The sequence below is a fragment of the Streptomyces sp. Root1304 genome (assembly GCF_001426405.1).
Lineage (GTDB): Bacteria > Actinomycetota > Actinomycetes > Streptomycetales > Streptomycetaceae > Streptomyces.
In genome coordinates this window covers 221348-246441 of sequence record NZ_LMEP01000027.1, presented here as the reverse complement: position 1 = coordinate 246441, position 25094 = coordinate 221348, and the positions used below count along the sequence as shown (strand labels likewise).

At 70.5% G+C, this 25094-nt stretch carries 14 protein-coding genes; 4 read left to right on the top strand and 10 right to left on the bottom strand.

Going from position 1 to position 25094, the window contains the following annotated elements; all coding sequences use genetic code 11:
* Positions 1-2: 2 nt before the first annotated feature.
* The 7 genes from ASD33_RS32170 to ASD33_RS32140 form a co-directional block, all read right to left on the bottom strand.
* Positions 3-1532, bottom strand: coding sequence for a Wzz/FepE/Etk N-terminal domain-containing protein (locus tag ASD33_RS32170; RefSeq protein ID WP_056568760.1), 1530 nt, complete (start codon positions 1530-1532; stop codon positions 3-5).
* A complete protein-coding gene (locus ASD33_RS32165) occupies positions 1529-2938 on the bottom strand; it encodes a hypothetical protein (RefSeq protein WP_056568758.1) in 1410 nt (469 codons plus the stop codon). Before ASD33_RS32165 ends, ASD33_RS32170 begins: the two co-directional genes overlap by 4 nt.
* Entirely contained in the window at positions 2935-4200 is a 1266-nt protein-coding gene (locus tag ASD33_RS32160) for a glycosyltransferase family 4 protein (protein ID WP_056568754.1), read from the bottom strand. Before ASD33_RS32160 ends, ASD33_RS32165 begins: the two co-directional genes overlap by 4 nt.
* A complete protein-coding gene (locus ASD33_RS32155; protein ID WP_056568751.1) occupies positions 4190-5506 on the bottom strand; it encodes a nucleotide sugar dehydrogenase in 1317 nt (438 codons plus the stop codon). Before ASD33_RS32155 ends, ASD33_RS32160 begins: the two co-directional genes overlap by 11 nt.
* Before the next feature lie 82 nt (positions 5507-5588).
* The gene (locus tag ASD33_RS32150; RefSeq protein ID WP_107103800.1) at positions 5589-7067 is read right to left on the bottom strand and encodes a sugar transferase; all 1479 of its coding nucleotides are present in this window, start codon (positions 7065-7067) and stop codon (positions 5589-5591) included.
* Positions 7068-7604: 537 nt separating this feature from the next.
* Positions 7605-9923, bottom strand: a complete 2319-nt coding sequence (locus tag ASD33_RS32145; protein WP_056568748.1) for a M9 family metallopeptidase — start codon at positions 9921-9923, stop codon at positions 7605-7607.
* Positions 9924-10138: 215 nt separating this feature from the next.
* On the bottom strand, positions 10139-10567 hold the full coding sequence (locus tag ASD33_RS32140; RefSeq protein WP_056568745.1) for a DUF4267 domain-containing protein: 429 nt from the start codon (positions 10565-10567) through the stop codon (positions 10139-10141).
* Between the two features lie 280 nt (positions 10568-10847).
* Between ASD33_RS32140 and ASD33_RS32135 the strand changes: the two genes are divergently transcribed.
* The 3 genes from ASD33_RS32135 to ASD33_RS32125 all read left to right on the top strand — a co-directional run bounded on the left by ASD33_RS32135 (position 10848) and on the right by ASD33_RS32125 (position 19600).
* On the top strand, positions 10848-11849 hold the full coding sequence (locus tag ASD33_RS32135) for a winged helix-turn-helix domain-containing protein (protein WP_242427207.1): 1002 nt from the start codon (positions 10848-10850) through the stop codon (positions 11847-11849).
* Positions 11850-12056: 207 nt separating this feature from the next.
* Positions 12057-12596 carry an RICIN domain-containing protein gene (locus tag ASD33_RS32130; RefSeq protein ID WP_056568739.1) on the top strand — a complete coding sequence of 180 codons (540 nt, stop codon included), beginning with the start codon at positions 12057-12059 and terminating at the stop codon, positions 12594-12596.
* A gap of 668 nt (positions 12597-13264) precedes the next feature.
* Positions 13265-19600, top strand: a complete 6336-nt coding sequence (locus tag ASD33_RS32125; protein WP_242427286.1) for a DNRLRE domain-containing protein — start codon at positions 13265-13267, stop codon at positions 19598-19600.
* Between the two features lie 84 nt (positions 19601-19684).
* Here ASD33_RS32125 and ASD33_RS32120 read toward each other — a convergent pair whose 3' ends face one another.
* Positions 19685-22543 carry a BTAD domain-containing putative transcriptional regulator gene (locus ASD33_RS32120; protein WP_242427205.1) on the bottom strand — a complete coding sequence of 953 codons (2859 nt, stop codon included), beginning with the start codon at positions 22541-22543 and terminating at the stop codon, positions 19685-19687.
* A gap of 188 nt (positions 22544-22731) precedes the next feature.
* On the opposite strand from ASD33_RS32120, the gene ASD33_RS35640 reads away from it, so the two are divergent.
* On the top strand, positions 22732-23109 hold the full coding sequence (locus tag ASD33_RS35640; RefSeq protein ID WP_157870107.1) for a hypothetical protein: 378 nt from the start codon (positions 22732-22734) through the stop codon (positions 23107-23109).
* A 341-nt stretch (positions 23110-23450) separates the two neighbouring features.
* Here the strand turns inward: ASD33_RS35640 and ASD33_RS32115 are convergent, their stop codons facing one another.
* Both ASD33_RS32115 and ASD33_RS32110 read right to left on the bottom strand, forming a co-directional pair.
* The gene (locus tag ASD33_RS32115) at positions 23451-24209 is read right to left on the bottom strand and encodes a D-Ala-D-Ala carboxypeptidase family metallohydrolase (RefSeq protein ID WP_056568736.1); all 759 of its coding nucleotides are present in this window, start codon (positions 24207-24209) and stop codon (positions 23451-23453) included.
* 19 nt (positions 24210-24228) lie between these two features.
* The gene (locus ASD33_RS32110; RefSeq protein WP_056568734.1) at positions 24229-24990 is read right to left on the bottom strand and encodes a peptidoglycan-binding protein; all 762 of its coding nucleotides are present in this window, start codon (positions 24988-24990) and stop codon (positions 24229-24231) included.
* Between the last annotated feature and the right edge of the window lie 104 nt (positions 24991-25094).

The window sequence follows — 25094 nt, the reverse complement described above, 5'->3', positions numbered from 1 at the left end:
TGCTACCTCACCTCCTGGTCACTGTCCGGTCCCGTCGACGCCCACATCGGCAGCCGCTCCTTCCGCCGCCGGCCCGTCCCGTTCTGCCGGGCCGGCCCCTCCTCCGGGCCACGCGCGGCGCGCCGCGGCCCGTCCCACAGCGTCCCGTCGGTCCGGTCCCGCGGATCGGGGTCGATCAGCACCACGCCGATCACCGCGACGCGCTGCTCGGCGAGCTGCCGCGCCACCGTGTGCAGCCAGGCGACGCTGCCGTGCCCCGCGCGCACGACGAGGAACGTCCGCGTACCGAGGTACGGGAGGTCGCTCCACGCCGCGCCGGGCGCCACCGAACCCACGCCGATCCGGCGCTCCTGCGGCGACACGGCCCCGGTGGCGTCGACGCCGACCACGGTCGGGTCCCCGGGTTCCGGGCGGCGGCGGGCGAGCTGCGGGCCCGGCAGGTCGTCGACGACGACCACGGGACCGTCCGCGGCCAGCAGCCCCGCGAGGTCCAGGGCGATCGTTCCCGCGGCGCGGGGACAGCCCAGTTCGAGCAGCGACACCGGTTCCACGGTGCCGCGCACCGTACGGGCCAGGGACCTGGTGAGCCTGGTCCGCGCCGCCCGGACGCGGCGGCGCTGCCACCGCCTGCCCGAGCGGCCGGGCAGCTCGCCGACGACCGAGGAGCCGAGGTGCGACGCGATCTCCCGGCGCAGCACCGGGCGGTCCGCGACCACCGTGCCCACCGCGGCCACCGCGAGCCCGAGGGCGAGTCCGAGGACGAGCCCGATCCCGGCGTCGGTGGCAAGGGTCTTCGGAAGGGAGCGCCGCACCGCGCGGGGGGCGTCCACGATCTGCGTCCCTGCGATCAGGCGTGGCGCACCGATCCGCGCCTCCTCGGCACGCTGTCCGAAGTCGGATATGCGCGAGGTGAGTTCGGCCCGGCGGGCGAAGAGCGACTCCATGTTTGCCGAGGCCTTCGGCACGCCGTTCGGCGAGCCGCCCCCGATGTCCCTGTTGACCTGGGCGAGTTCCTGCCGCAGCCGGTCGCGCTGGTCCAGGAGCGCCTTCGCGTCGGCCTCGGCGACCTGCCGTATCCGCCGTACGTGGTCCGCCACGAAGGCGTCGGCCAGCGCCTGGGCGCGGGCCACCGCCTCCGCGTCGCTGTCGCCGGTCACATCGATCTGCAGCAGGTTGTTGGTCACACCGGAACCCGTGTATTCCTTCATGAAGTCCTCAGGTTTCTCCGAGGACTTGAGGGTCTCCAGGGCCTTGTCGGCGATCAGGGTCGTCTGCAGCAGCGCGACGTCGGTGCGGATCAGCGTGCCGGGGTCGTTCGGCTGGTCCTCCTGGTGCGCGACCAGCACCTTGGTCACCGCGGTCGGCGGCTGCGGCAGGACGACCGCCACCGCCGCGCCGAGGACCAGGCCGAGGAGCGCCAGGGAGCCCCAGAGGCGCCGCCGCCTCCGGACGGCCACCACCAGCGCCTGGAGGTCGAGGAGCGGCGCGGCGTCCGTGGACTCCGGCGACTCCGATGTCGTACGTGTCGTCACCGTGCGCCTCCCGAAGCGCTCTCGCCCACCGCGAGCACCGGCTCGGCGTCCCCGGGAGCGGCGCTCCGGGGACGGGCCGCGGACCGCTTCGACCGGTCCCGGACCGTGCCCACGAGGACGATGCCGACGACCTCGTGCCGGGCGTCCGCGCAGGCCTCGGCGATCCCGGCGAGCTCGCCCGCCGTCCAGCTGCCGGCACTGACCACGACCAGGGCACCGGACTCGTCGTCGCGGTCCGGCATCATCGGCCGGGACGCGGAGACCCCCACCGTCCGCAGCGCGGGCAGGCCAGGGCCCGCCGGACCCGGGGAAAGAGCGCTCTCCGCCTCGGCGACCAGCTCACCGGCGGCCCGGTGGGCGATCTCGTCCCCGTCCGGGACGACGACCAAGAGGCGCCGGGCGGCCGGAAGCCGGTCCTGGAGCCGGGCGTACACCCGCCGGTAGCGGATGCGCCGGCCGCCTTCGTCGCCGGACCCCCGAGGGTTCGGCATGTCCCAGCGGACGTCGGTGCCGAGCAGCCGGCGGAGCCGGGACCGCAGCCCCCGGCCCTCCGGCCGGTGCGCCGGCCGGCCGCCGGGCACGTCCACGGTGCCGAGGAGCGCCGAGCCCAGCGCGGCGGCGATCTCCGTCTCCGTCCGCAGCCGACGGCTCATCCGCGCGGCCGTGAGATGACCGACCACCGCCAGCAGGAAGAACAGCAGCGCCCCTCCGGCGATGAGCTGCGTCCTGGTCGGCGGAGCCTCGCCCGCCGGCCGGGCCGCCTGCCCCATGACCACCAGGTGGGCCTTCTTGGACGTCGGACCCGCCTGGTCCAGCTTGTCGATGGACTCCTGCAGCGCGGTGCGCAGCCCCTCCAGCTCGGTGCGGGTCTGCACGCTCTCCACGCTCCGACCGGGACCCGCCGTATCGGCCAGTTCGGTGATGCGGCGGCTGGTCTGCACCACCGTCCTGCGCAGGGCGTCGAGCCGGGCCGCCGCCTCGGGATCGCCGGCGTCGCCGACGATCCGCGTGGCGAACGCGACGTACTGCTGGGCCACCTGGTCGGAGAGCCGCTGCGCCCGCTCCGGGGTCTCCGCCGTGCCCGAGATCTTGATGATGTTCCCGTCGGCGGCCTCGGCGGTCACCCGCTCCCGCAGCTCGATGCCGTCCACCCCCGCCCAGCCGAGCGTGGCCGCCACCCGGTCGACCACCACCGAACTGGTCGCGACCTGCGCCTGGGTCAGCAGCTCGCGCTCCTCCCACGCCCCCGGCAGCAGCACCGACACCGAGGTCGTGTAGCGCGGCGGGAACAGGACGGAGGCGCCGTAGCCGACGAGCGCGCCCATCACGACGAGGAGGGTGAGGAGCCGTCCGCGCCGACGGATAATCCGCCCGATGGTGACCAGGCGTATCGTGTCGTCGCTCAACTGCGCGGCCTCGTCCCTGCCCGGTCCGGGTCGCCCGCCGACAGCGGAGGCCGGTCACCGCAGGCAGCGGCGTAGGCGGCGAGCAGCGATCTCTGGGAATTCCGCCAGGACAGCGGCCCGTCGACCCGCTCCTGGCCGAGCTTCCCCATCCGGGCCCGCTGCTCCGGATCGTCCATCAGCAGCGCGATGAGCCGGGCGAACTCGGACTCGTCGTCGGCGGACGCGTACACGGCGGCGTCCCCGGCGGAGACCCGCGCCTCCCGGAGGTCGAACGACACCATCGGCCGGCCCATCACCATGTACTCCAGGACCTTGTTCATGGTCGACACGTCGTTCAGCGGATTGCACGGGTCGGGGGAGAGGCACACGTCAGCGGAGGACAGGTAGCGCACCAGGTCGGCGTCCGGCACGCGCCCGGTGAACTCCACCTGCTCCGAGAGCCCGAGCTTCCGGGACAGCTCCACCATCGCGTCGAAGGTGTCCCCGGCGCCGACGAACACCGCGTGCCAGTCGGTACGCCCCACCTCGTCGCGCAGCTTCGCGAGGGCCCGCAAGGCGTAGTCGACGCCGTCCTGCGGGCCCATCACGCCGAGATAGCACAGCAGATGGGCCTTGCCCCGCTTCAGCTCCGGCTCGGGAGGGACGGGACGGAAGCGGTCGGTGTCGGGCGCGCTGCGCACCACGAAGACGTCCTCGGGCCGCTTCCCGCCCCGGCGCACCGCGACGTCCCGGTAGCTCTCGTTCGTGGCGATCACCACGTCTGCGGCCCGGTAGGTCCGTCGTTCGAGCGCGCACACGGCGCGGTAGAGCAGGTCCTCGCCGCGGTCGAACCGGGAGAGGTACAGCTCGGGCACCAGGTCGTGCTGGTCGAAGACGAACCGCGCGCCGCGCCGTTTCATCCACAGCGCGGGCAGGAACAGCAGGTCCGGCGGGTTGCAGGCGTGCACCACGTCGACCGGGCCGACCTTCCGGGCCAGCCGGAACGTGTGCCACAGCGCCGACCCGTACTCCCGCAGGTAGCCGGCCGGACCGCCGGTGGCCGCGCGCAACGGGTAGCGGTGGATCCGCACCCCGTCGATCACCGCCTCCGGCTCCGTGTCCCGCTTGCCGCCCTGCGGACAGATGACGTGCACCTCCCAGCCCGCGTCGCGCAGCGTCGTGCACTCCTGCCACACGCGCCGGTCGAACGGCACCGACAGGTTCTCCACCAGGATCAGCGCGCGCCGGTTCTTCCCGCCGCCGCCGGTCTTCTCACCAAGCAAGGCCCACGTACCCCGGTTCGGTCCGGCGCGCCTCGGCGTCGGGAAGGTGGATGAGATCGATGATCACCGGGTCGCCGCCGTGCGGCAGCGCCGCCAGGACGGCCGGGTCCCTGGTCCCCACCAGGCACACCTCGGCGTGGTCGAGCACGTCCTCGACGGAATCCGCGAGCAGCTGCGCGAGGTGCGGCAGCCGCGTCTCGATGTACTCGCGGTTCGCGCCGAGCAGCCGGGACAGGCTCACATTGGCGTCGTGGATCCGCAGGTCGTAGCCCTTGCCGAAGAGTCTCTCCGCCAGCTCGACGAGCGGACTCTCACGGAGGTCGTCGGTGCCGGGCTTGAAGGACAGGCCGAAGAGGCCCACCCGCCGCTTCCCGGTCCGCTCGACCAGTTCCACCGCGCGCTGGAGATGGTCGGAGTTGGAGGGCAGCACATGCGACAGGATCGGCACCGAGACGTCCGCCCGCTGCGCCGCGTGGACCAGACTGCGCAGGTCCTTGGGCAGGCAGGAGCCGCCGAAGGCGAAGCCGGGCCGCAGATAGGCGGGGCTGATGTTCAGCTTGCGGTCGGCCAGGAACACGTCGATCACCTGGTGCGAGTCGACCCCGAGCGCCTGGCACACCGCGCCCAGCTCGTTCGCGAAACCGATCTTGAGGCCGTGGAAGGCGTTGTCGGCGTACTTGATCGCCTCGGCCGTCGGGACCGGCACCCGGAACACCTCGCCGGGCAGCCCTTCGTACAGCTTCGCCACCACATCGCCGCTCGCCGCGTCGAGTTCGCCGATGACGGTCTTGGGCGGGTCGAAGAAGTCCCGCACGCTGGTGCCCTCGCGCAGGAACTCCGGGTTGACCGCGACCCCGACGTCCACGCCGGCGGTGCCGCCGACGTACTTCTCCAGGATCGGCACGAGCAGGTTCAGACAGGTGCCCGGAAGCATGGTGCTGCGGAACACGACCGTGTGCCGCCCGCCCCGCTCGGCGAGCGCGGCGCCGATCTCCTCGGTGACCCGCTCCAAGTACGTCGTGCACAGGCTGCCGTTGGGCTCCGAAGGCGTACCCACGCAGACCAGCGACACCTCGCTCTCCATGATCGCCTCGCGGACGTCGTCGGTGGCGCGCAGGGCGCCGGTCCGCACGACCTCGGCGACGAGCTCGCCGATCCCCTCCTCGACCACCGGGGCCTTGCCCTCGTTGACCAGGTCGACCTTGACCTGGTTCACGTCCACCCCGATGACCTCGTGCCCCATGCTGGCCAGGCACGCGGCCGACACACAGCCCACGTAACCGAGCCCGAAAACGCTGACCCTCACGAACCGTTCCTCCCCCCAGGCAGGCCCTCCCGGCCTGCGGTCCACACGCCGTCCGTACGAGGACGACGCCGCCCCCCTTGCATCAGTAGGCCCCCTGCCCGTGGAGCACCGCTCGCAGCGTCTTCCACAAGATCACCGTGTCCAGCGCGAGCGACCAGTCCTCCACGTACCGCAGGTCGAGCCGGACCGCCTCCTCCCACGGCAGGTCGCTGCGCCCGCTGATCTGCCACAGTCCGGTCAGGCCGGGCTTGACCAGCAGCCGGCGCCGGATGTCCGGGCCGTACGCGGCGGATTCCTCCGGTAACGGAGGCCGCGGGCCCACCAGCGACATCGATCCGGTAAGCACGTTGAGCAGCTGCGGCAGTTCGTCGAGCGAGTACCGGCGCAGCACCGCGCCCACCCGGGTCACCCGGGGATCCCGGCGGAGCTTGAACAGCGGGCCGGCGCCCTCGTTGCGGTCGGCCAGCGCGGCCCGTGCCCCGTGGGCCCCGGTCACCATGGTGCGGAACTTGAAGATGGTGAACTCGCGGCCGTCCTTGCCGACCCGGCGCTGGCGGTAGAACGCCCCGCCCCGGCTGTCCACGAGTACCAGCAGTCCGACCAGCGCCATCAGCGGCGCGAAGAGCATCAGCAGGACCGCCGCGCCCATCCGGTCGACGACTCCCTTGACCGCCCGGCGGCCCCCGGTGAACGCCGGCATGCTGAGCCGCAGCAGCGGTATCCCGAGCACCGCGTCGACGTGCAGCCGCGGTCCGGCCACCTCCATCAGCACCGGCGCCACGATCATCTCGGCGTCACTGCCCTCGAGGTTCCACGCCAGCCGCCGCAGCCGGTCCGGAGACCAGTGCGGGTCCGGGGTGACCGCGACGACGCGGTAGCCGTCGCGGCGGACGTGGTTGGCGACGTCCGCCAGCCGTCCCACGACCGGAACTCCGTCCACCTGGTCGCCGTCGGGCCCGAGGCCGTCCGTCGTGCACACCCCTTCGACCCGCCAGCCCAGGTGCGGGAAGTTACGGGTCCGGGTGATCAGATCGCTCACGGTGGACGGGCTCCCGGCGGCGAGCACCGGGCGCAGACACCGCCCTTCCTTGCGCTGCTTGTGCAGCCAGAGGCGCAGCAGATACCGCGCCGTCATGGTGACCAGCGCGATGGCGGGGATCGCGACGAAGATCCAGAGTTTGATGTTGCGCGAGGTCAGGGCTGTCCCGCCGAGCGCCAGGACGACGGTCGCCGCGAACAGCGAGCGTCCGAGCCTGCGGAACTCCTCGGCGCCCTGACCGAGCACGGCCGGAGCCCATGACCGGCTCACCGCGAGGGCCGCCAGCACCAGCAACTCGGTGCAGCAGGCGAGTATTTCCCACTTCTCGTGCCAGTTGGCCGCGTCCCGGGCCCCGAAGAACTCCCCTATCGCCGCCACCACGAAGGCGGTGGCCACGGTGTCACTGATGATCACGGAACGGCGGTACCGCTGTTCCCACTCGATCGTGGGCTGGTCGATGGCCCCGTCCGCCAGACGCTCGCGCGCCGACGGAAAAGGGCTGGCTAGTCCCCCTTGCCGCACAGAACCCCCCAGGTTCCCAGTGGTACGACGTGTTCGCCTCGCACTGTTTCCTCACCGGAGGTCCCCACCCCCCGGCGCGCGACGTGCCGGCCATTGAAGAGCTACGTGAACGACTGAGCCGGGCGGCGGACGTGCGTGTCCCGCCCGACTCTCGAAGTGCGCGACCGGGAACCCTTCGAGACCTCGGGTGCTCCCCGCACCCGAGGCCCCTGACGGGGCCCGGAACCGATCATCCCCACATCCGGCACCGGGGCCGTGACTGACGGCCCACCATGATGCCGGACCTTTGGAACCTTATTGGTCGCCTTGTGTCCGAACAGCTGAAGCACGGTCAATCTAGAGCATCGGGGCGGGACTTGAAGAGGGTATGTGGGAAATTTGTGTTCAAGATTTGGGGTCGGATCCACGGCTCGGGCACCACCCGCGGAAGCCCCCGCGCCGGGGGTGGGCGGGGGCCGACGGACGGGGGTCGACGTGCTGTTCCCGGGAGTGAAAAGGGGTTCGCCGGTGCCCGGTGGGCACCGGCGAACCGGGGGGTCACTTGGTCTGCGTGGAGAGGCTCACCCCGCTGAAGTCCTGGGCGGCGGCGAGGCTGAAGTAGACCCAGCCGGACGGCGGGTTTTCGATGGTCAGGGTCTCGCCGTTCCCGGCGTTGGTGGACTTCGCCTGGTAGGCGGTGGTGGTGGCCCAGCTGCCGCCGCCGTAGTAGAGGTCGGCGTTGCCGGTGCCGCCGCTGCTGGTGATCGTCAGCTGCTTGACGCCGGCCGGCAGGTACACGAAGTGGTAGCTGTAGTTGCCGGCGGCCGCGGCGAGGTTGTCCCGGCGGCAGTTCTGGTCGAACTGACGGGGGTCGCTGATGGTGCAGAGCGGGACGGCGGACACGGTGGCGGCATCCGGCAGCGGACCGCAGTCGTTCGTCGCGCAGTCGGTGGTCAGCCAGGTCGCGAAGTCCGCGTCGTAGCGGGTGCCGATGGTCTGCTTCAGGACGGTACGGGCCCCGGCCCAGTCACCGGCGCGGTACTTGCCGAGCACGGTCTGGACGTCGGCGGGGTGCTTCTGGAGCATGTAGCGGACCGCGAGCCAGCCCCAGCGGTAGACCCGGTTCGAGCTGACCTCGGGGTCCTCGTCCTGGCCGTAGACGGTGTCGAACAGCTCGCTGAGCTTGTACGTCTGCTTGCCGGCCTCGGCTATCGCGTCGGCGTTGCGCTCGTTGCGGTAGCCGTACGAGATGTTCTCGGCGATGCCCTCGACCCACCAGATGGTCGGCGTGGTCATGCCCGCCTCGAAGTCGCCGTACATGTTGAAGCGGCCGTCGAGGAAGTGGGTGTACTCGTGGTTGAGGTTCCAGATCTGGAACTCCGGACGGATCCAGCTGGCCTCGTGCGCGATGAAGCGGGCCTGGTTGCCGGGGAGGGCCGGGTCGCCCTCCTCGTACATGCCGCCGTTGTCGACGTCGATGTTGTAGATGGCCCAGGCGTACAGCGCGTACTGGGTGTAGTCGTCGAAGGCGACGACCTCCAGGTTGGTGTTCACGTCACCGGGGATAGCGCCCTTGTCGCCGATGATCCGGTGGAAGTAGGCGTCCTGGTTGATCAGGCTGGTACAGGTGCTCGCCAGCTGGCCGGGGGACATGTCCTGGGCGCGGATCTTGAGGCCCGGGGTGCAGGTGTGCTGGATCGGCAGGACGACGGGAAGCACGCGCTCGCCCAGGTCGCAGATCGCGTAGGCCGCGCAGTTGCCCCGGTCGTACTGGCGCGTGTACCAGCCCAGGTTCATGGTGATCGGAGCCGTGGGGCCGACGTTCGGGTACCGGTTGATCAGGTCCTTCAGCAGCGGCCGGACCCGGTCCTTGAGCTCGGGGACGTCCAGGGCGTAGCCGAGGTACCGGCCGACGTTGCTGACGACGTCCAGACGGTTCAGCTGGTCGCCGTTGCGCGTGATGAAGCCGGCCCAGGTGTCGAGGACGGCGGGGTCGGCCTTCAGGGCTGCCCGCCAGCCGCGGTCGTCGTTCTTGGCCTTGAAGCCGTTCTCGACGACCCACTCGACGTGCTGCATGGCGAGGTTCATCTGGCCGGGCCACGTACCGTTGTAGCTGCCCAGCATCCACTTCACGACACCGGCGTACCGGCCCGCCTCGTGGGTGCTGTCGATCAGCGTGACGACCTCGTTGAGGATCTCGCCGTTGGCGTCGGTGACGTCCTTGCTGCGCGGGGAGGCGAAGTAGGCGTCCAGCGCGCCGCGCGCCGCACCTGCGAGCGCCGTGCCGTAGTCGCCGACGACGGCCGCGTTGTTGTCCTGGACGTAGTAGCCGGCGCGGAGGAACAGCACCAACTGCCCTAGGGAGGTGCTGTTGTCGCCCGCGTAGGTGGCGGAGCCGTCGCGCAGCGCGTTCGCGACCGTCACCATCTGGTCCTCGCGGAAGGCCTTCCGCGCGTTCTCCCCGGTGAGGTTGAACAGCGGGTAGGTGCAGTCGATCCGGGGGAGGGCCTTGAGCTGCTGGACCAGCGTGCCGCCGGTCGAGTTGATGACGCCGGAGAGGTCCGGGCACGTGTCCGCGGTGGCGGTCAGCGACGACTTGCTCGCCTTGAGCGCGGGCGCCGGCGCCGGGCCGGACTCTTCGGCGCGGTCCTGGGAGGAGAGCCGGAATCGGGGGTTCTTGCTGATGGCGTGCGGCGACTTGGGGACCGGGATCGCCCGCGGCGCGGCGGCGGCCCCGCTGTTCCCGGGTGTCGGAGCCGTGGCGCCGACGGGGGCGGCCTGACTCTGCGGTGCGAACAGGCCGAGGGTGATGAAGACGGCTGCGCCGAGCGCGGGGAGTCTTCGCGCACGGTTCTTCGGTATGCGGAAGGGATGCATCTGTGGGGGCCTCCGAGGCCGCTGTGGCCATGTGCTGGGACACACAGGCAGTGGACGAGCGACCTGTAAAATTTCACATGTCGCATTGTTCTGGAAGCCCTCTGGCCGAATTCGATGCCCCAAGTGCAGGGAAAATTTCCCGACTTCCCGACCGGAACAGACAAAAGGGGTGGTCCGGCCGTATGGCCGGGCCACCCCTTCGGGGTGTGCGGGTGTCAGGCGGACCGCACGGCGGACGTCGGAGCGGGGGCCCGGTGGGCCTTGCCGGTCTCGCGGAGGACCAGCAGGCCGGTGACCGCGATCACGGCCGAGGTCAGACCGTGGATGCCGAACGCGGCGGCGGGGGAGCCGTGATGGGTCAGGACGTTGATCATGTCGCCGAAGGGGGCGACGGCCTCCATCAGCAGGACCCAGCCCAGGGCGCGGCGGTGGCCCGTCGCCAGCAGGACGGCGAGGACCAGTCCCATCGAGAACTCGCGGATCCCCTTCATGACGAGGAAGCCGCCGCCGTCCCCCGCGGGCCAGGTGGGCAGGCCGACGCCCGGAGTGGCCGTCTCGGGGGCCAGGATGAAGGTCAGTCCGAGGTAGAGGACGAACAGGGTGCCGACGGTGGCCAGGACGGTGTTGACGTTCTTGAGCGACATGGTGCTTCTTCCTTCGGGGTTCGGGGTTCGTGCTGGAGGCGGTGCAGGCGTCGGCGCGGAAGTGGGAACCCGCCGGGGCTGAATCTAGTGCCGCTAGCTGTTGAGGCAACGCTAGTGCTGCTGCCGCTTGATTGTCTAGCGGCGCTAGCATCGAGATGTGTCGGTACAGGAACGCAAGGAGCGCGAACGGGCGGCGCCTGGCCTGATCGGCCGTTGTGGGGCCACCGGCCCCTGTCCGAGACTGATGTGTGCGAACGGGAACGCGGGGACGGAATGTTCGGTGAAACGGATCCACTTCACGGGCCAGGACCTCATGCGGATCCGCGTGGCCGGGACGATCGGCGCGGCGGCCGAGACGCTCGACACCGTGCGGCTGTTGCGGACCCCTGACGCCGGGCTCGCCTTCAGGCGCTGGCAGGTGTCGGTCCGGGGGCGCCTGGACGAACGGGCGCGGCCCCTCCTCGCGCTGCTGCCGCCGCTGGGACCCGGGGTCGACATGAGGAGCCTGGCGGGCGACTCGGTGTGCGTCGAGGAGGCGGTGGACCGGCTGCTCGGCGCTCCCCGCGCCCTGCTCCGCGCCGAGTTCGAGAACATCCGCTTCCGTCCGGCGGACCGCTCCTGGGCCCGCGGCCTGGTGGACGGCGACCGTGCGACATGGCTCCAGGTCACCGAGGCGCTGCGGGCCTGCCACAGCGTGACCGTGGCTCCGTACTGGGGCGGGGTGCGCGCGCACCTGGCCGACGTCCGCGCCGCGTGGGCGAACGCGCTGGCCGAGGGCGGAGTGGAGCACCTGCTGAAGACCCTGTGCGGCCCGTTGCTGCACTGGCGGCCGCCGGTCCTCGAACTGGAGCATCCGTACGAGGCGGACGTCCATCTGAACGGACGCGGACTCGTCATCGCCCCCACGATGTTCTCCACCCCGCAGGCCGAACTGCTGCTGCCCGCGCTGGATCCGGACGAGGCCGCCGTGCTGGCCGTCCCGACCGTCACGGAGGCCCTGGTGGGCGGCGCACTGTGGGACGGCGGCGGCGCGACCGACAGCCGAGGCCTCGAGGATCTGCTCGGACGCACCCGCGCCGCGATCCTGGAGGCGGCGACGGCCGGTCGCAGCACCACGGACCTGGCACGCCGGCTCAACATCTCCCCGGCGACGGTGAGCCACCACACCGCGGTGCTCCGCAACGCCGGCCTGGTGGCCACGAGACGGGAAGGCAAGGCGGTCCTCCACACCGTGACGCCGATGGGCATGGCCCTGCTGGAACCGGGCTCGCGCCTCCTCTGACGAACGAACGGGTTCCTCGCCGGAATCCACCGCCACGGGTGCCGATGGTTTCGACGGGGCTCGAATGCTTGGCCCCGCCACGGATCCCGAACCTACGGTGAGTCCACGTCAACCGGCCGCGCCACGAGTCGACCGGCGTGCTGCAGAGCCCGGTTGACGAAGGACCGCGGGAGTCGCTCGCGGTGGCAGGACGAGAGGAGAAGAGAGATGCGTTCGCATTCCTTCCACAGGGGGACCCTCGCGCTGGTGGCCGCGGCCGGATTCCTGGCGGTGGGCACCACGACGGTGTCGGCGCAGCCGGTGACCCGGCCGGCCGCACCCGCCGGGACGGCCGCCACGGCAGGTGCCCTGCGTACGACAGGCGCCGCCGCCGGTGTCCTGGGCGCGACGGACGTGGTCCAGACGTTCGGGAACATGGCCACCGGATCGTGCCTGGACGACAGCCAGCAGTTCGGCCTGCGCGGCTACGGCTGCAACGGTGGCGTCTACCAGAAGTGGAACGTGCACGTCTGGGGCGACGGCACCCGCCAGCTCCGGAACCTCGCGACCAACGAGTGCCTCTACGACGACGGCTACACGCTCGCGACCCGAGCCTGCAACTCCTCGCGGGAGCAGAGCTGGTTCGCCCACAAGAACGGCGACCGGGTCACCTTCGAGAGCCAGGCCACGGGCGAGTGCCTGGACGACAGCGAGTACGGGCTGCGCACGATCCAGTGCTACTACAACCGGAACCAGACCTGGCGCTGACGCGAACCCCACCCGGCCGGGTCCCTGTCCTACGGGGGAGGACGGGGACCCGGCGGGGCGGCAACGGAGGCGGGCTCAGACGGCCGCATTCCGCGAACTCGCCTAAGGATGACTCACCGCATGAACGCGACGGCCTGGCAGCCGTGCTGAATCAGGACCGTGAAGCGGAGATGTACTGAAGGTGATTATTGAACGTCACGGTCGGCGGGGTCTTGGCGGAATGCCTCATGGCCCCACTGGTCGCACTACTCGAAATGCATCTCGCGCGCGTCTCCGAGAATGCCGTCGTCGGAGTGGAACTCGGTGCAGAAATGAAAGAGGTCCCGATCGTCGAGGGAGGCCGCTGAGCTTTGCAAAGTCTTACCCAAGGATGGAAGGATGATTGATCCCTACTTTGGGTCAAATGATCGATCGTAGCCTCATGGGCAAGCGAAGATCATAATGGCGCAAGCGGGAATTCTGAGGCACAAACGGCCTGCCTTGAACGGGGATTGAGCGGTCTGCGCTGCCGTGATGGGGGCATGACAGGCTGTATGTGGCATGTGAAGATGCCGTGCTGTCGCAGCGCATGACTGCGGCAGTGAGGAATTCGCGTGTCATCTCTCTTCCGCAGAACCAAGCGGCACGGATCCGCCGGTTCTGAACAGCCCTATCTACCGGTGCCATCCGTGCGTCGTCTGCGCCCGGTGGCCGCGGCCCTGACGTTGCTGATGGCCGTCGAGGCCGCTGTGGTCATCGAGGCCACGGGTCAGGCCGCCGCTTTACCCGACAAGGCGCAGAGCGTCACGGCATCCAGCAAGGAGACCAAGGATCTGGGCCCCGCGACTGCCGCTTCGGAAGCGGCGGCACGGCTCAAGGCCAGGATCCAGAAACGTCGGATCGAGGTCACCGACGCGCGTACGGAGACGTCGACCCTCTACGTCGACCCTGAGGGGACGGTGACGGAGGAGGCGTACGCCGGCCCGATCCGTTTCAAGGGTGACGACGGCACGTGGCACGGTGTCGATCCGTCGCTGGAGAAGGCCGGTGACGGATCCATCACGGCCAAGGGGCACCCCCACGGGCTGACCCTCACAGGGAGGCACGCTGCCCCGAAGGGCCTGAGGGCGGCCGGCGAGAAGAGTGCCTCGGCTGCGGTGCCGTTGGTCACCATGGAGGACGGTACGGGTCGACAGCTGCGGCTCGGCTGGTACGGAGCGTTGCCGGAGCCCACGATCGAGGGTGCCGGTGACACGGTCGCGCGGTACAGGAACGCGCTGCCCGCCACCGACTTGCTCATCGAGTCCACCAGGACCGGATACGAGCAGTTCCTCGAGCTGAAGGACCGCTCTGCCGTCGGTGCCAACGGCGAGGTGGCCTACAGCCTGACCGCCAAGGGGCTGCGGGCAAAGGCCCAGGCGGACGGATCGATCACCTTCACCGACGACAAGGGCAAGGCCACCGGAGTCCTCCCTTCGCCGATGATGTGGGACGCTCGCGTCGACAAGAAGTCGGGAGAGCACACGCATCGGGCGAAGGTCGGCGTGAAGGTCGCCCAGGTCGGGGACACCGTCACCATCACGCTGACCCCGGACGCGGAGTTCCTCGCGGCCGAGGGCACGCAGTTCCCGGTCACCGTCGACCCGGCGATCAACGTCGGTGCCAGCTTCGACACCTTCGTCCAAGAGGGCTACACCACCGACCAGTCCGCCTCGACGGACCTGAAGATCGGCAACAACGGGTCGTCCCAGGTCGCCCGTTCGTTCCTGTCGTTCCCGATGAAGAACATCACGGGCAAGCAGGTCACAGCGGCGAAGCTGAACCTCTTCAACTACCACTCCTGGTCGTGCACGGCCAAGAGCTGGGAGGTCTGGTCCACCGGGATCGCGAACACGTCCTCCCGGTGGACGGCGCAACCGAGTTGGGGCACCAAATACGCCACCAGTACGCAGACCAAGGGTTTCTCCAGCTCCTGCAACGACGGCTGGGTGAACGCGGACGTCACCTCCCTGGCCAAGTCGTGGGCGGCGAACGGCAACGCCACCAATGCGCTGGGCATCCGGGCCACCGATGAGACCGACCCCTACGGGTGGAAGCGTTTCAACTCGGGCAACGCCGCCTCAAACACGCCCTACATGTCGGTCACCTACAACTCGATCCCCGGGGTTCCGACGCTGATATCCCCGGCCGACAAGGGCGCCACCAACGACACCACGCCGACGCTGTCGGCCAAGGCACTCGACGGCGACGGTTCGCAGGTCACGCTCGACTACGAGGTCTGGGCCTCCAACGGAACGGCCGCACTGCGCTCCGGCTCCAGCGCCTCCGTCGCCTCGGGGGCGACGGCCACCTGGACGCCCACGGCGCTGCCGACCGGCGCGTACAAGTGGCGAGTGCGTTCCGGGGACGGCAGCGTCAACAGCGCCTGGTCGGCCTTCCGCGCACTCACCGTCGACACCACGGCTCCAGCGACGACGGCCGTGTCCTCCAGCGCGTTCCCGGCCGGTCAGTGGTCTGGGACGCCGGACGGCAACGGCGACTTCACGGGCACCTTCACCTTCACTCCACCGACCGGTGACGTGAAGGAAGTCCAGTGGAACCTGGACGGCGCCGCCTGGCAGTCGGTGGCCACCACCGGCACCGCCGTGACCGGCAAGCCGGTCTTCCGAGCGGGCAAGCATGTCTTGACCGCGCGGACCAAGGACGCGGCGGGCAACGTTTCGGCGGGAACGGCCTACACCTTCTACGCGGGTTCCGGCGCCGCTCTGCTCACCCCCGGCGACGGAGACCGTCCGGCCCGTCGTACGGAGCTGACGGGCCAGGGCAAGACGGGCGACACCGGGGCGCGCTATCAGTACCGACGCGGTGAGACGGACACGTGGAAGGACATCCCTGTCGCGGACGTGCGCCGCAAGTCCGACGGCTCGGTGCCGACCGCCTGGCCGGTGACGGTCACGAGCGGCTATGCCGAGGCGCTGAACTGGAACATCACCGACACCCTGAGCGAAGACGGTCCGGTGGACGTCCGCGCGGTGTTCACCGACGGATCCACCACGGACGCTTCCCCGGCCACTGCCGTCACGGTGGACCGCGACGCGGGCGAGGCACCGAGTGAGAGCGTCGGCCCGGGCAGTGTGAACACGCTGACCGGTGACTTCGGCCTGTCGGCCACCGATGCCTCGGGCTTCGACCTGACGGCCACCCGGTCCTTCTCCTCCCGCCGGCCCGCGAACGGTGCCGGCCAGGAGGGGCAGGCCGCGATCTTCGGCCCGCAGTGGACGGCCGGCACGGTCGCCGAGATCGCCGACAGCGACTGGACCTACGTGCGCAAGTCCTCGGCCACCTCGGTGGCGGTCGTGGACGTGGACGGCGAGGAGACCGGTTTCACCGCCACCAGCGGCGGAGGCTGGAAGCCGGAGTCGGGTGCCGAGGACCTGACGCTGACCGGCAGCCTGACCGGCTCCTTCACCCTCAAGGACAGCGACGGCACCACCTCGGTGTTCAGCAAGGTCGACGCCGCCGCCACCACCTGGCAGCTGTCCACCACGTCCCTGCCCACGGACACGTCCACGACCACGGTGATCTCGGAGAAGACCACGGTCGACGGCAAGACTCTTGCCCGGCCCAAGTACGTGATCGCGCCGTCCTCGGCCGTCTCCGCCGCCACCTGCGCGGGCACTCCGTCGACCAAGGGCTGCCGGATCCTGGAGTACCAGTACGCCACCACGACCACAGCCACCGGCACGACGCTGGGCGACACGGCCGGACAAGTGACCCGGATCCGCTTGTGGACCACCGCCCCTGGCGCCACCACCTCCACCGCGACGGTCGTCTCCCAGTACGCCTACGACAGCACGGGCCGCCTGCGGGAGCAGTGGGACCCGCGCATCTCCCCGGCGCTGAAGACGGCCTACGCCTATGACGGCGCAGGTCGTGTCACTACGCTCACCCCTCCCGGTGAGCTGCCCTGGACGTTCGAATACGGCAAGGCCGGTTCCAGCGCGGTGGCCGGGGACGGCATGCTGCTGGCCGCGTCCCGCCCGACCCTGAAGGCGGGCAGCAAGGACGAGCAGGACGGCGCCAGGGCCGTCACCTCCGTCGTCTACGACGTACCGCTGTCCGGTGACAAGGCGCCCAACCAGGTCGCGCCGGGCGACGCCGTCACGTGGGGCCAGACGGACGCGCCGACGGACGCGACCGCGGTCTTCCCCGCCGACCAGGTGCCCTCCTCCCACACCGGCGGAGACCTGGCCGCGGCCGACTACGACAAGGCGAGCATCACCTACACCAACGCCTCGGGGCGCGAGGTGAACACCGGCCTGCCTGGCCGGCACCTGACCGTCACGCAGTACGACCGGTTCGGCAACACCACCTTCGAGCTCACCGCCACCAACCGCGAACTGGCACTGGGCAGCGCGCAGTACCAGGTCAACACCCAGAGCGAACTCGGCATCCTGTCCGACTCCACCGCCGAGCGCGCCCGTCAGCTGGGTACCGTCTCGGTCTACTCGACCGACGGCAAGCGGGAGTCGGAGGAGTTCGGGCCGCTGCACCTGGTCACCCTCACCAAGGCCCTCGCCGGCGACGCGGACAGCCCCGACCTTCCGGCCGGGGTCCAGATCCCGGCACGTGAGCACACCGTCAACAGCTACGACGAGGGCCGGCCCACGGACGGCACCGCCACGGTGACCGACCAGATCACCACCGCCAAGGTGGGGGCAGCGATCGACGGCTACCCCACGGACGGGGATGCGCGCACGACGGCCACCGCCTACGACTGGGTCAAGGGTCTGCCCTCCAGCGTGACGACCGACCCCGATGGGCTGAAGCTGACCAAGTCCACCAGCTTCGATGCCCAGGGCCGGGTCACCAGGACCACACTGCCCAAGTCCACTGGCACCGACGCCGGAGCGACCGTGGTGCGCTACTGGTCCGCCACCGGCACCGGAACCTGCGAAGGCCGGCCGGAGTGGGCCGACCTGGAGTGCTCCACCGGCCCCGCCGGCGCGATCACCGGGGGCGGCTCCAACCCCAGCGAACTGCCGGTGAAGTCCATCGAGTACGACCGCTGGGGCAATCCCTCGAAGGTCACCGAGACGGCCAACGGCGTCACTCGCACCACGACGAACACCTACGACACGGCCGGCCGCCTGAACCGGACTCAGGTCACGGGCGGGGTCGGCACCGCGGTGCCCGCTCAGACCACCACCTATGACTCGGCCAGTGGTGATGTGGCGACCGTTTCCGACGGAACTGCCACCATCAGCCGCACCACCGACCTGCTCGGCCGGGAAATCGCCTACGACGACGGTGCGGGCAACGTCACCCGGACCGAGTACGACAGCCGTGGACGCAGGACGCGGGTCACCGACTCCGCACCCTCGACCATCACTTACGACTACGACAGTCCGGCCGGTCTTCCCACTCGGATGCACGACTCGGTGATGGGCGGCATCGGCGACGTCACCGGCTCCTACGACTCCGACGGCCGCCTCTACAAGCAGGTGCTGCCCTGGAACATGGACGTCGAGTTCAACCTCGACCCCACCGGCAGCGAGACCTCCCGCTACTGGCACTGGGAGTCCGGCTGGACCATCCAGGGCGAGTCCACCACCGCGTCCATCCACGACCAGATCGTCTCCCGCACCACCTACACGGGCGGCGGTGCCTACCAGGAGTACACCTACGACGCGGCAGGCCGCATGACGAAGGTGCACGACGCCCAGGCCGGTGTCACCACGCACCGTGCGTATGCCTTCGACGACAACACCAACCGCACGTCCCTGACCACCACCATCGATGACGTCGACGGGGGCGCTCCCACCGTCAGGACCGCCAACTCCGCCTATGACAGTGCCGACCGGCTGATCGCCACCGGCACCGTCTACGACGCCTTCGGCCGCACCACCGCGCAGGCCGGCGGCACACAGAACGCCTACTACGCCAATGACCTGGCGCGTCAGATCACCGCCGGCTCCAAGCGCACGACCTGGAACCTGGACGCCGGTGGACGCCTGGCCTCCTGGGCGACCGAGGAGCAGGCGGAGGACGGGACCTGGGGAACGCCCGCCACCTCGACGAACCACTACGGCGGCGCCGGCGACAGCCCGGACTGGACCTCGGCGAGCAACGGCACCATCAGCCGCAGCCTCGAAGACCTGGCCGGGGGCCTGATCGCCACCACCAGCGCGACCGGCGACGTCGTGGTGCAACTGTCCAACCTGCACGGTGACATCGCGACCCAGATCCCGCTCGTGGACGGCTCCACCCCGGTGGTCAACACCTACGACGAGTACGGCAACCTGCTGCCCGGCACGGACCCGACCCGCTACGGCTGGCTCGGGGGAAAGCAGCGCTCGAGCGAAACCCCCAGCGGCGCCACTCTCATGGGGGTCCGTCTCTACGACCCGACCACGGGCCGCTTCCTCTCCGTCGACCCCGTCCCCGGCGGCAACGCCAACGCCTATGACTACGTCGACGCCGACCCGCTCAACCGCTACGACCTCGACGGCAGGTGGGGTTGGTGGAAGCGCGCCAAGCGGAAGTTCAACCGGTGGACGGCCAGCGGCGTCGGCTGGGGTCTGTCCAAGGCCGGTCGCCTGCTGGGCTACCGCTGCTCCTACCGCTACGGAATGCGAGTGTGCCGGGGAGGCCACTTCCTGCATGCCCGAGGCGGAACCACCCTCGGCACCACCTACTTCACCGACAGGAACCGGAGAAACGTCACCAGGGACAGGATCCGGCACGAGAAGGTGCACCGTCGGCAGTGGCGGCGCTATGGCTTCGGATTCATCCCGCGCTACCTGCGCGCAGGAAGCAACCCCTGCCGCAACCGCTACGAAAGGCAAGCCAACTGGCGACGGGGGACGTCCCGCCGCCGGCCGTCGTCCCCGCGTGATCCCGAGCGCCACGAACCCGTACTGGCCCACATGATGGCGAGTGGGCACCCGCCGTGCCCCTGTTCACCCCCGGTCCGTGGTGGTCGCGGACGAGGCCCAGCCGAGTTCTGTGTACACGCCGCGTAGATCTGGATGTTCCCCTCGGTGACGTAGGGGCCGTGAGCCCTATCGCCCGCGTGCTCGGTGTGTGCGGGGTCCTGGAGGCGGCCGTCAGCGGTTGGCCCTGGAGCGGGTGTGGGTGTCTTGTACGGTCCGGAACTCGCCTTCGGCCTGACTCCAGCGTCCCGTCGCCAGATAGGCGTGGCCCAGCCGGGTGCGGATGTCCATCTCCAGCCAGTCGTAGCTGGGCTCGGTGAGGCGGGAGAGCGAGTGGTGCTGGCGCAGGGCTTGATGGTGCAGGGCGATCGCGGCCTCGGGGTCGCCGTCGGCCTGCTCCGCCGTACCCAGTCGGGTCAGACTGCGGGCGCACAGGAAGTAGTCGCTGACCTGGTCGACCAGTACCACTGCCGCTCGCAGATGGCGATTGGCCTGCTTGAACTGGCCGAGCCGGAGGTGCGCGTCGGCGGCGCAGCTCAGCGCCCGGCCCAGCATCCGGGGGCGGCCGATCGCCTCCGCGTGCGGGAGGGCGTCGGCGAAACAGGTCAGCGCCTTCTCGTTCTGGTGGGCGAAGTAGTACGACAGTCCTTGGATGACCAGTGCGGTCGCCGCGACCCAGTCGTTGGTCCCGCTCCTGGCGAGGGTGAGACCTTCGCTCGTGTGACGGATCGCGGATTCCGCGTCGCCCAGGCTCAGGGCCATGGCACCCAGAGCGATGCGGGTCCGGCTCTCCTCGTAGGTGTCGGGACGGTTCGCGAGCAGTGTCAGTGTCTGGTCCAGACAGGTGCGGGCCCGTGCGTATCGGCGTTGGTGGATCGCCGTGTAACCGAGGCAGTTCCACAGGGCGAGCGGCATCCGGGGATCTGTCGTCCCGTCCACGTGGGCCAGGGCGGTCTCCACGGCCGTCTCGGCCTCGTGGTAGCGGCCCTGCCGGACGAAGTAGTCGGTCAGGGCCTCGGCCAGCCAGCAGGCGTGATCGGCGTCGCCCGCGTTCGCGGCGTGACCGACGACATCGGCGAGTTCGCTGCCTGCCCTGTCCAGCCAGGTCTGCGCCTCCTGCCAGGTCGTGAACGGCCCGTCCAGCGGCCGAGGGCCGGTCGGGAAGCCTTGGACACCCCAGTCGCTGGCCATCCGCGCCGCGTCGAGATGGAGACGGAGCGCGGCGGTGCGGGCCCCGGCGGCCTCGTCCGGCGTCGCCTTCGAGAGTCGTCGTGCGTGTGCCCGGACGAGATCGTGCAGCCGGTAGCGGCCGGGCCGAGGCTCCTGGACCAGGCTGGTGTCGACGAGTTCCTCCAGCAGAACCTCTGTCTCGGCACCGGGAAGCCCCAGCATGGCCGCCGGTGTCAGCGCGTCGAACTCCACGGTGGGCGTCACCCCCAGGACCCTGAAGGTGCGTCGTTGTGCGGGGGCCAGGTGCTCGTAGGACATCTGGAACGCGGTCTCCACGCTACGGTCCCCGGCGTTCAGCTCTCCGAGTCGCTCCTCGCCCGTCATCCGGCCCACCAGGTGGTCGACGGTCCAGGTGGCCCGGTTCTGCAGGCGTGACCCCGCCAGGCGCAGGGCGAGCGGCAGCCCGTCGCACAGCCGGGCCAGCCGCCGGATCGCGTCGGGCTCCTGGTCCGACCGCCGTGCCCCGATGATGTCGGCGAGCAGGGATACGGAGTCGTCCGCTCTCAGCGGTTCCAGGGTGACCCGCAGATCCGCGTCCAGCCCCGCCAGCCGCCGGCGGCCTGCCACCAGCACCCGGCTTCCGGCGCCCGCCGGCAGCAGCGGCCGTACCTGGTCGGCGTCCAGGGCGTCGTCCACGACCAGCAGCAGCCGCAGCCCGCTGGTCGCCGTCCGCCAAAGGGACACCAAGTCGTCGAGTTCGCCCGGAAGTTCGCCGGTCCGTGTGCTCAGCGAGCGCAGCAGCCGTTGCAGCGCCCGCACGGGCGTCTGCCGCCGCTGTGTGCTGTGGGCGCGCAGATCCACGAACAGACAGCCGTCCGGGTACTCGCCGCTCAGCTCGCGCGCCGCGCGGACGACAAGCGCCGACTTGCCGACTCCCGCCGGTCCGTCGACGGTCCGGACGGTCACGGCCCCGGGGGCCGCGGCGCCTGTCAACCGGGCCAGTTCGGTCTCCCGCCCGATCAGGCGGCCCGCGTCGCCTGGCAGTTCATTGACCGTTCGGCGGGCGGGCGGGGGAGTCCCGGGCATCATCGCCGGATCCCCGCGCAGCATCGCCTCGTGCACCCGGCCGAGCGCCTCACCGGGGCTCGCCCCCAGCTCGGTGCGCAGCAGCCGGCTCAGCTCCGCGAAGACGGTGAGGGCCTCGCCCTGGCGACCGCTGCCGTACAGGGCCCGCATCCGCAGTGCCGCGAGCGGCTCGTCGTAGGGGTGGGACGCGCACAGTTCGGTGAGATCGTCGAGGGCCTCGACGTGCCTGCCGAGGTCGACCAGGCATTCCACTCGCTGCACGTGTGCCTCGCGCCGCCGGTTCAGCAGCCGTTCGCGTTCCTGCTCGGCGAACGGTCCCGGCAACCCGGCCAGTGGCTCACCGTCGAACAGGGCCAGGGCCTTCGCCAACTGGTCCGCCGCACCGGCCGGGTCACCGGCAACCCTCGCCCGCCGGGCTGCGTCGGTGCGTTCGGCGAGATCCGTCAGATCGAGCGTGAACCTGTCGGAGACCAGGCGGTACCCGCCCCGCTCCCCACGGATCAGCGACTTCTCCGGGCTGCTGCCCGGAACGTCCAGATCCTGGCGCAGCGCGTACACATAGCTGGGCAGTACGCTCCGGCCGGTCTTCGGGGGATCATCACCCCAGACCGAATCGAGCAGTTGCTGCTGACTGACCAGGGCACCGGGTCGCAGCGCGAGCGCGACCAGAACCGCCTGTCGGCGGACAGGCCCCAGCGGCAGCCGGTTGTCCTCGTGCCAGAGCTGCACCGGACCGAGCAGCACGAGCCGAAGCCGTCGCGGCTGTTGCGCCCCCATGTGATGCCTCCGCTTTCGCGCCATCGGAATTTCATCGGCATTGCAGCGGCTTCCGCGAGGCTTGCGCAAGTGCCCCGCCGAGTCCCGGCCATCCGGGAAGTACCGGCCTGCACACATGAGGGCGGACGGTGGCCGGTCACGGGGGTCCGGCCACCGCCCGCCGAGGGCTGAACCGGAGGGACAGAGACATGGCTGCCGAATCGAACGCGCGGACATCGCCGTCGAGACAGCGTGGGATCCTGCTGGTGCCGGACCGTCCGGTCGAGCAGGGCGGTGTGGTGTACGTCTGTGTGGACGACGGGTTTCCCGGTGGCTTCCCCATCGGCCGGGCGATCCGGGACGACGACGGCACCTGGTGCGCGTACGCCCGCTTCCGACCGGGCCGGGTCTTCGCCGACGACCGGGTGGCCACCGGTCTGCCCGACTTGCGGGCGGCTGTTCGCAAGGTGCTCGCCCATGCCCGCTACACCGATCCGGAGTTGTCCGATTCTCCCGCCGCTGTGGTGCCTCGTCGGCGCCCTGCCGCGGGTGGGGCTCGCGGTCGATGCGCGGGTCCACCGTGGTGACGGGCGGGCGTGGGGACTTGGCCGGTTCCAGCGCCTGCCCTTCCACCGCCCCGGGTGGGCGAGACCGAAGCCGTGACGTCGGGCGTGAGCCGGCTGTGATCGGGCCGTGGGCGGGCAGTCCGTGGACCGGATCGTTCGTCGGCGGTTGACCGCTGGGTTCGCCAGGAGGAGCGGGGAGGCGCCGGACCCCGGGGGAAACCCCGGGTCCGGCGCCTCTCTTCGGGCCGCCCCGAAACGCGAGAACACGCGTGACCGGTGGCGGTGGGACGACCCGGTCGCTCCCGCGGGGGCCCTGGCCGAGTTCCGCGACGCTGTGCGGAGGGCAGGGAGGGGCGGGAGCGTCAGGCCACGCCGTCCTGCCACCACCAGGACTGCGACCCGTAGGCGTACTCGACCCGGGAGTCGACGTGCTGCCACGAGACCGTGTAGGTCTCCAGGCCCGAGTAGCCGCAGGTCTCGGCCTTCTGGTAGATGTTCTTCGTGGACAGGCCGGAGATGGCGACGTCCGAGGCGATCCCGTACAGGTGCATGGAGTTGGAGGCACCGCCCACCGACGCGTTGTGGGAGATGCTGCGGAAGCCGGAGTTGACCGTGACGGCCAGGTCGCCGCACTTCTTGCGCAGCGCCTCCAGCTTGTACATGTTGCGGCGCACGTTCTCCTTGACGGTCGTGGCGTCCACCTTGCCGCCCGAGAAGCCGGAGCCGTCCTTGCTCGCGAACTCGGCGAAGTCGAAGTGGGCGGTCGATCCGTCGGAGCTCTCCAGGGCGTTGAGCCGGCTGAACGTCTCCGGCCCCGCCACACCGTCCACGGTGAGTCCGTAAGCGGCCTGGAACCGACGGAGAGCCGCCTCGGTGCCGGGACCGAAGCCACCGTCCACGGAGACGTACGTCTGCTGGGCCGAGCCGGCGGCCCAGCCGGCGATCCGGATCTGGAGTTCCTTGACGGCCGCGCCGCTGGAGCCCTGGGCGAGCTGTGAGGGCCAGCTGTAGGCGGCGGCCGGGCCGGCGAGGGCCAGGCCGGTGCCGACGGCCAGACCGGTGGCGGCCGCCGCGCCGGCGCCGTAGCGCAGCAGCGAGCGTCGCGAGAGGTTGGAAGTCATCGTCGAATTCCCCTTGTTCCTAGTACCAGTTGTGGGACTGCCAGAAGGACCACGCCGCGCACGGGGTGCCGTACCGCGACTTGATGTAGTCGAGGCCCCACTCGATCTGGGTGGCCGGGTTGGTCTGCCAGTCCGCTCCCGCGACGGCCATCTTGTCGCCGGGCAGGGCCTGCGGGATGCCGTACGCACCGGACGAGGGGTTCGTCGCGTACACCTTCCAGGTGCTCTCGCGGATCCAGAGGTTGTCCAGGCAGTCGAACTGGCTGCTCACGGACCAGCCGTGCTCGGTGATCTTCCACTGGCCGGTCGTCTTCACGGTGCGGGCGATGCGCATCGTGTTCATGGTCGCGGGGCCCGTGACGCCGTCGGCGGACAGGCCGTTCGCCTGCTGCCAGGCCGCCACCTTGGACTTGGTGCCGTCGCCGTAGGCGCCGTCGGCGGTGGTGCCGACCTTGCGCTGCACCTCCATCACCTTGTTGTGCAGGGCGAGTTCGGTGCGGCTGCCGTAGTCGCCGTCCTCGGCCAGCCCGTTGTCGTGCTGGAAGGAGCGGACCGCGGTGCTGGTCTGGGAGCCGTAGACGCCGTCGATGCCGCTGTACGACAGGTAGCCGATCCCCGCGAGATTGCGCTGGAGCCAGGTGGTGGAGTCCAGGGCGTGTGCGGGGGCGGAGAGCGTCAGCATGGCGAGCAGGGTGACGAACAGGACGAGTGCCGCGCGGGCGACGGGCAGCCGGGAGGCCGGCACCTGGGAGGCCGGAAGGGCCGTACCGATGGGTATCACTCCGAGTCCTTGTCTTCGCAAGTCGATGTCGATGCCTCGACGGATACCCGCCGAGAAGGCCAAGTCGGAGGTGTACGGGCGACTTGGCGAATGAAGGACATGGT

What these genes read in the sequence shown, in the direction of transcription:
- ASD33_RS32120 (WP_242427205.1), bottom strand. Translation starts at nt 22,543, where the DNA reads ATGGGGGCGCAACAGCCGCGACGGCTTCGGCTCGTGCTGCTCGGTCCG.
- ASD33_RS32140 (WP_056568745.1), bottom strand. Translation starts at nt 10,567, where the DNA reads ATGTCGCTCAAGAACGTCAACACCGTCCTGGCCACCGTCGGCACCCTG.
- ASD33_RS32145 (WP_056568748.1), bottom strand. Translation starts at nt 9,923, where the DNA reads ATGCATCCCTTCCGCATACCGAAGAACCGTGCGCGAAGACTCCCCGCG.
- ASD33_RS35640 (WP_157870107.1), top strand. Translation starts at nt 22,732, where the DNA reads ATGGCTGCCGAATCGAACGCGCGGACATCGCCGTCGAGACAGCGTGGG.
- ASD33_RS32130 (WP_056568739.1), top strand. Translation starts at nt 12,057, where the DNA reads ATGCGTTCGCATTCCTTCCACAGGGGGACCCTCGCGCTGGTGGCCGCG.
- ASD33_RS32115 (WP_056568736.1), bottom strand. Translation starts at nt 24,209, where the DNA reads ATGACTTCCAACCTCTCGCGACGCTCGCTGCTGCGCTACGGCGCCGGC.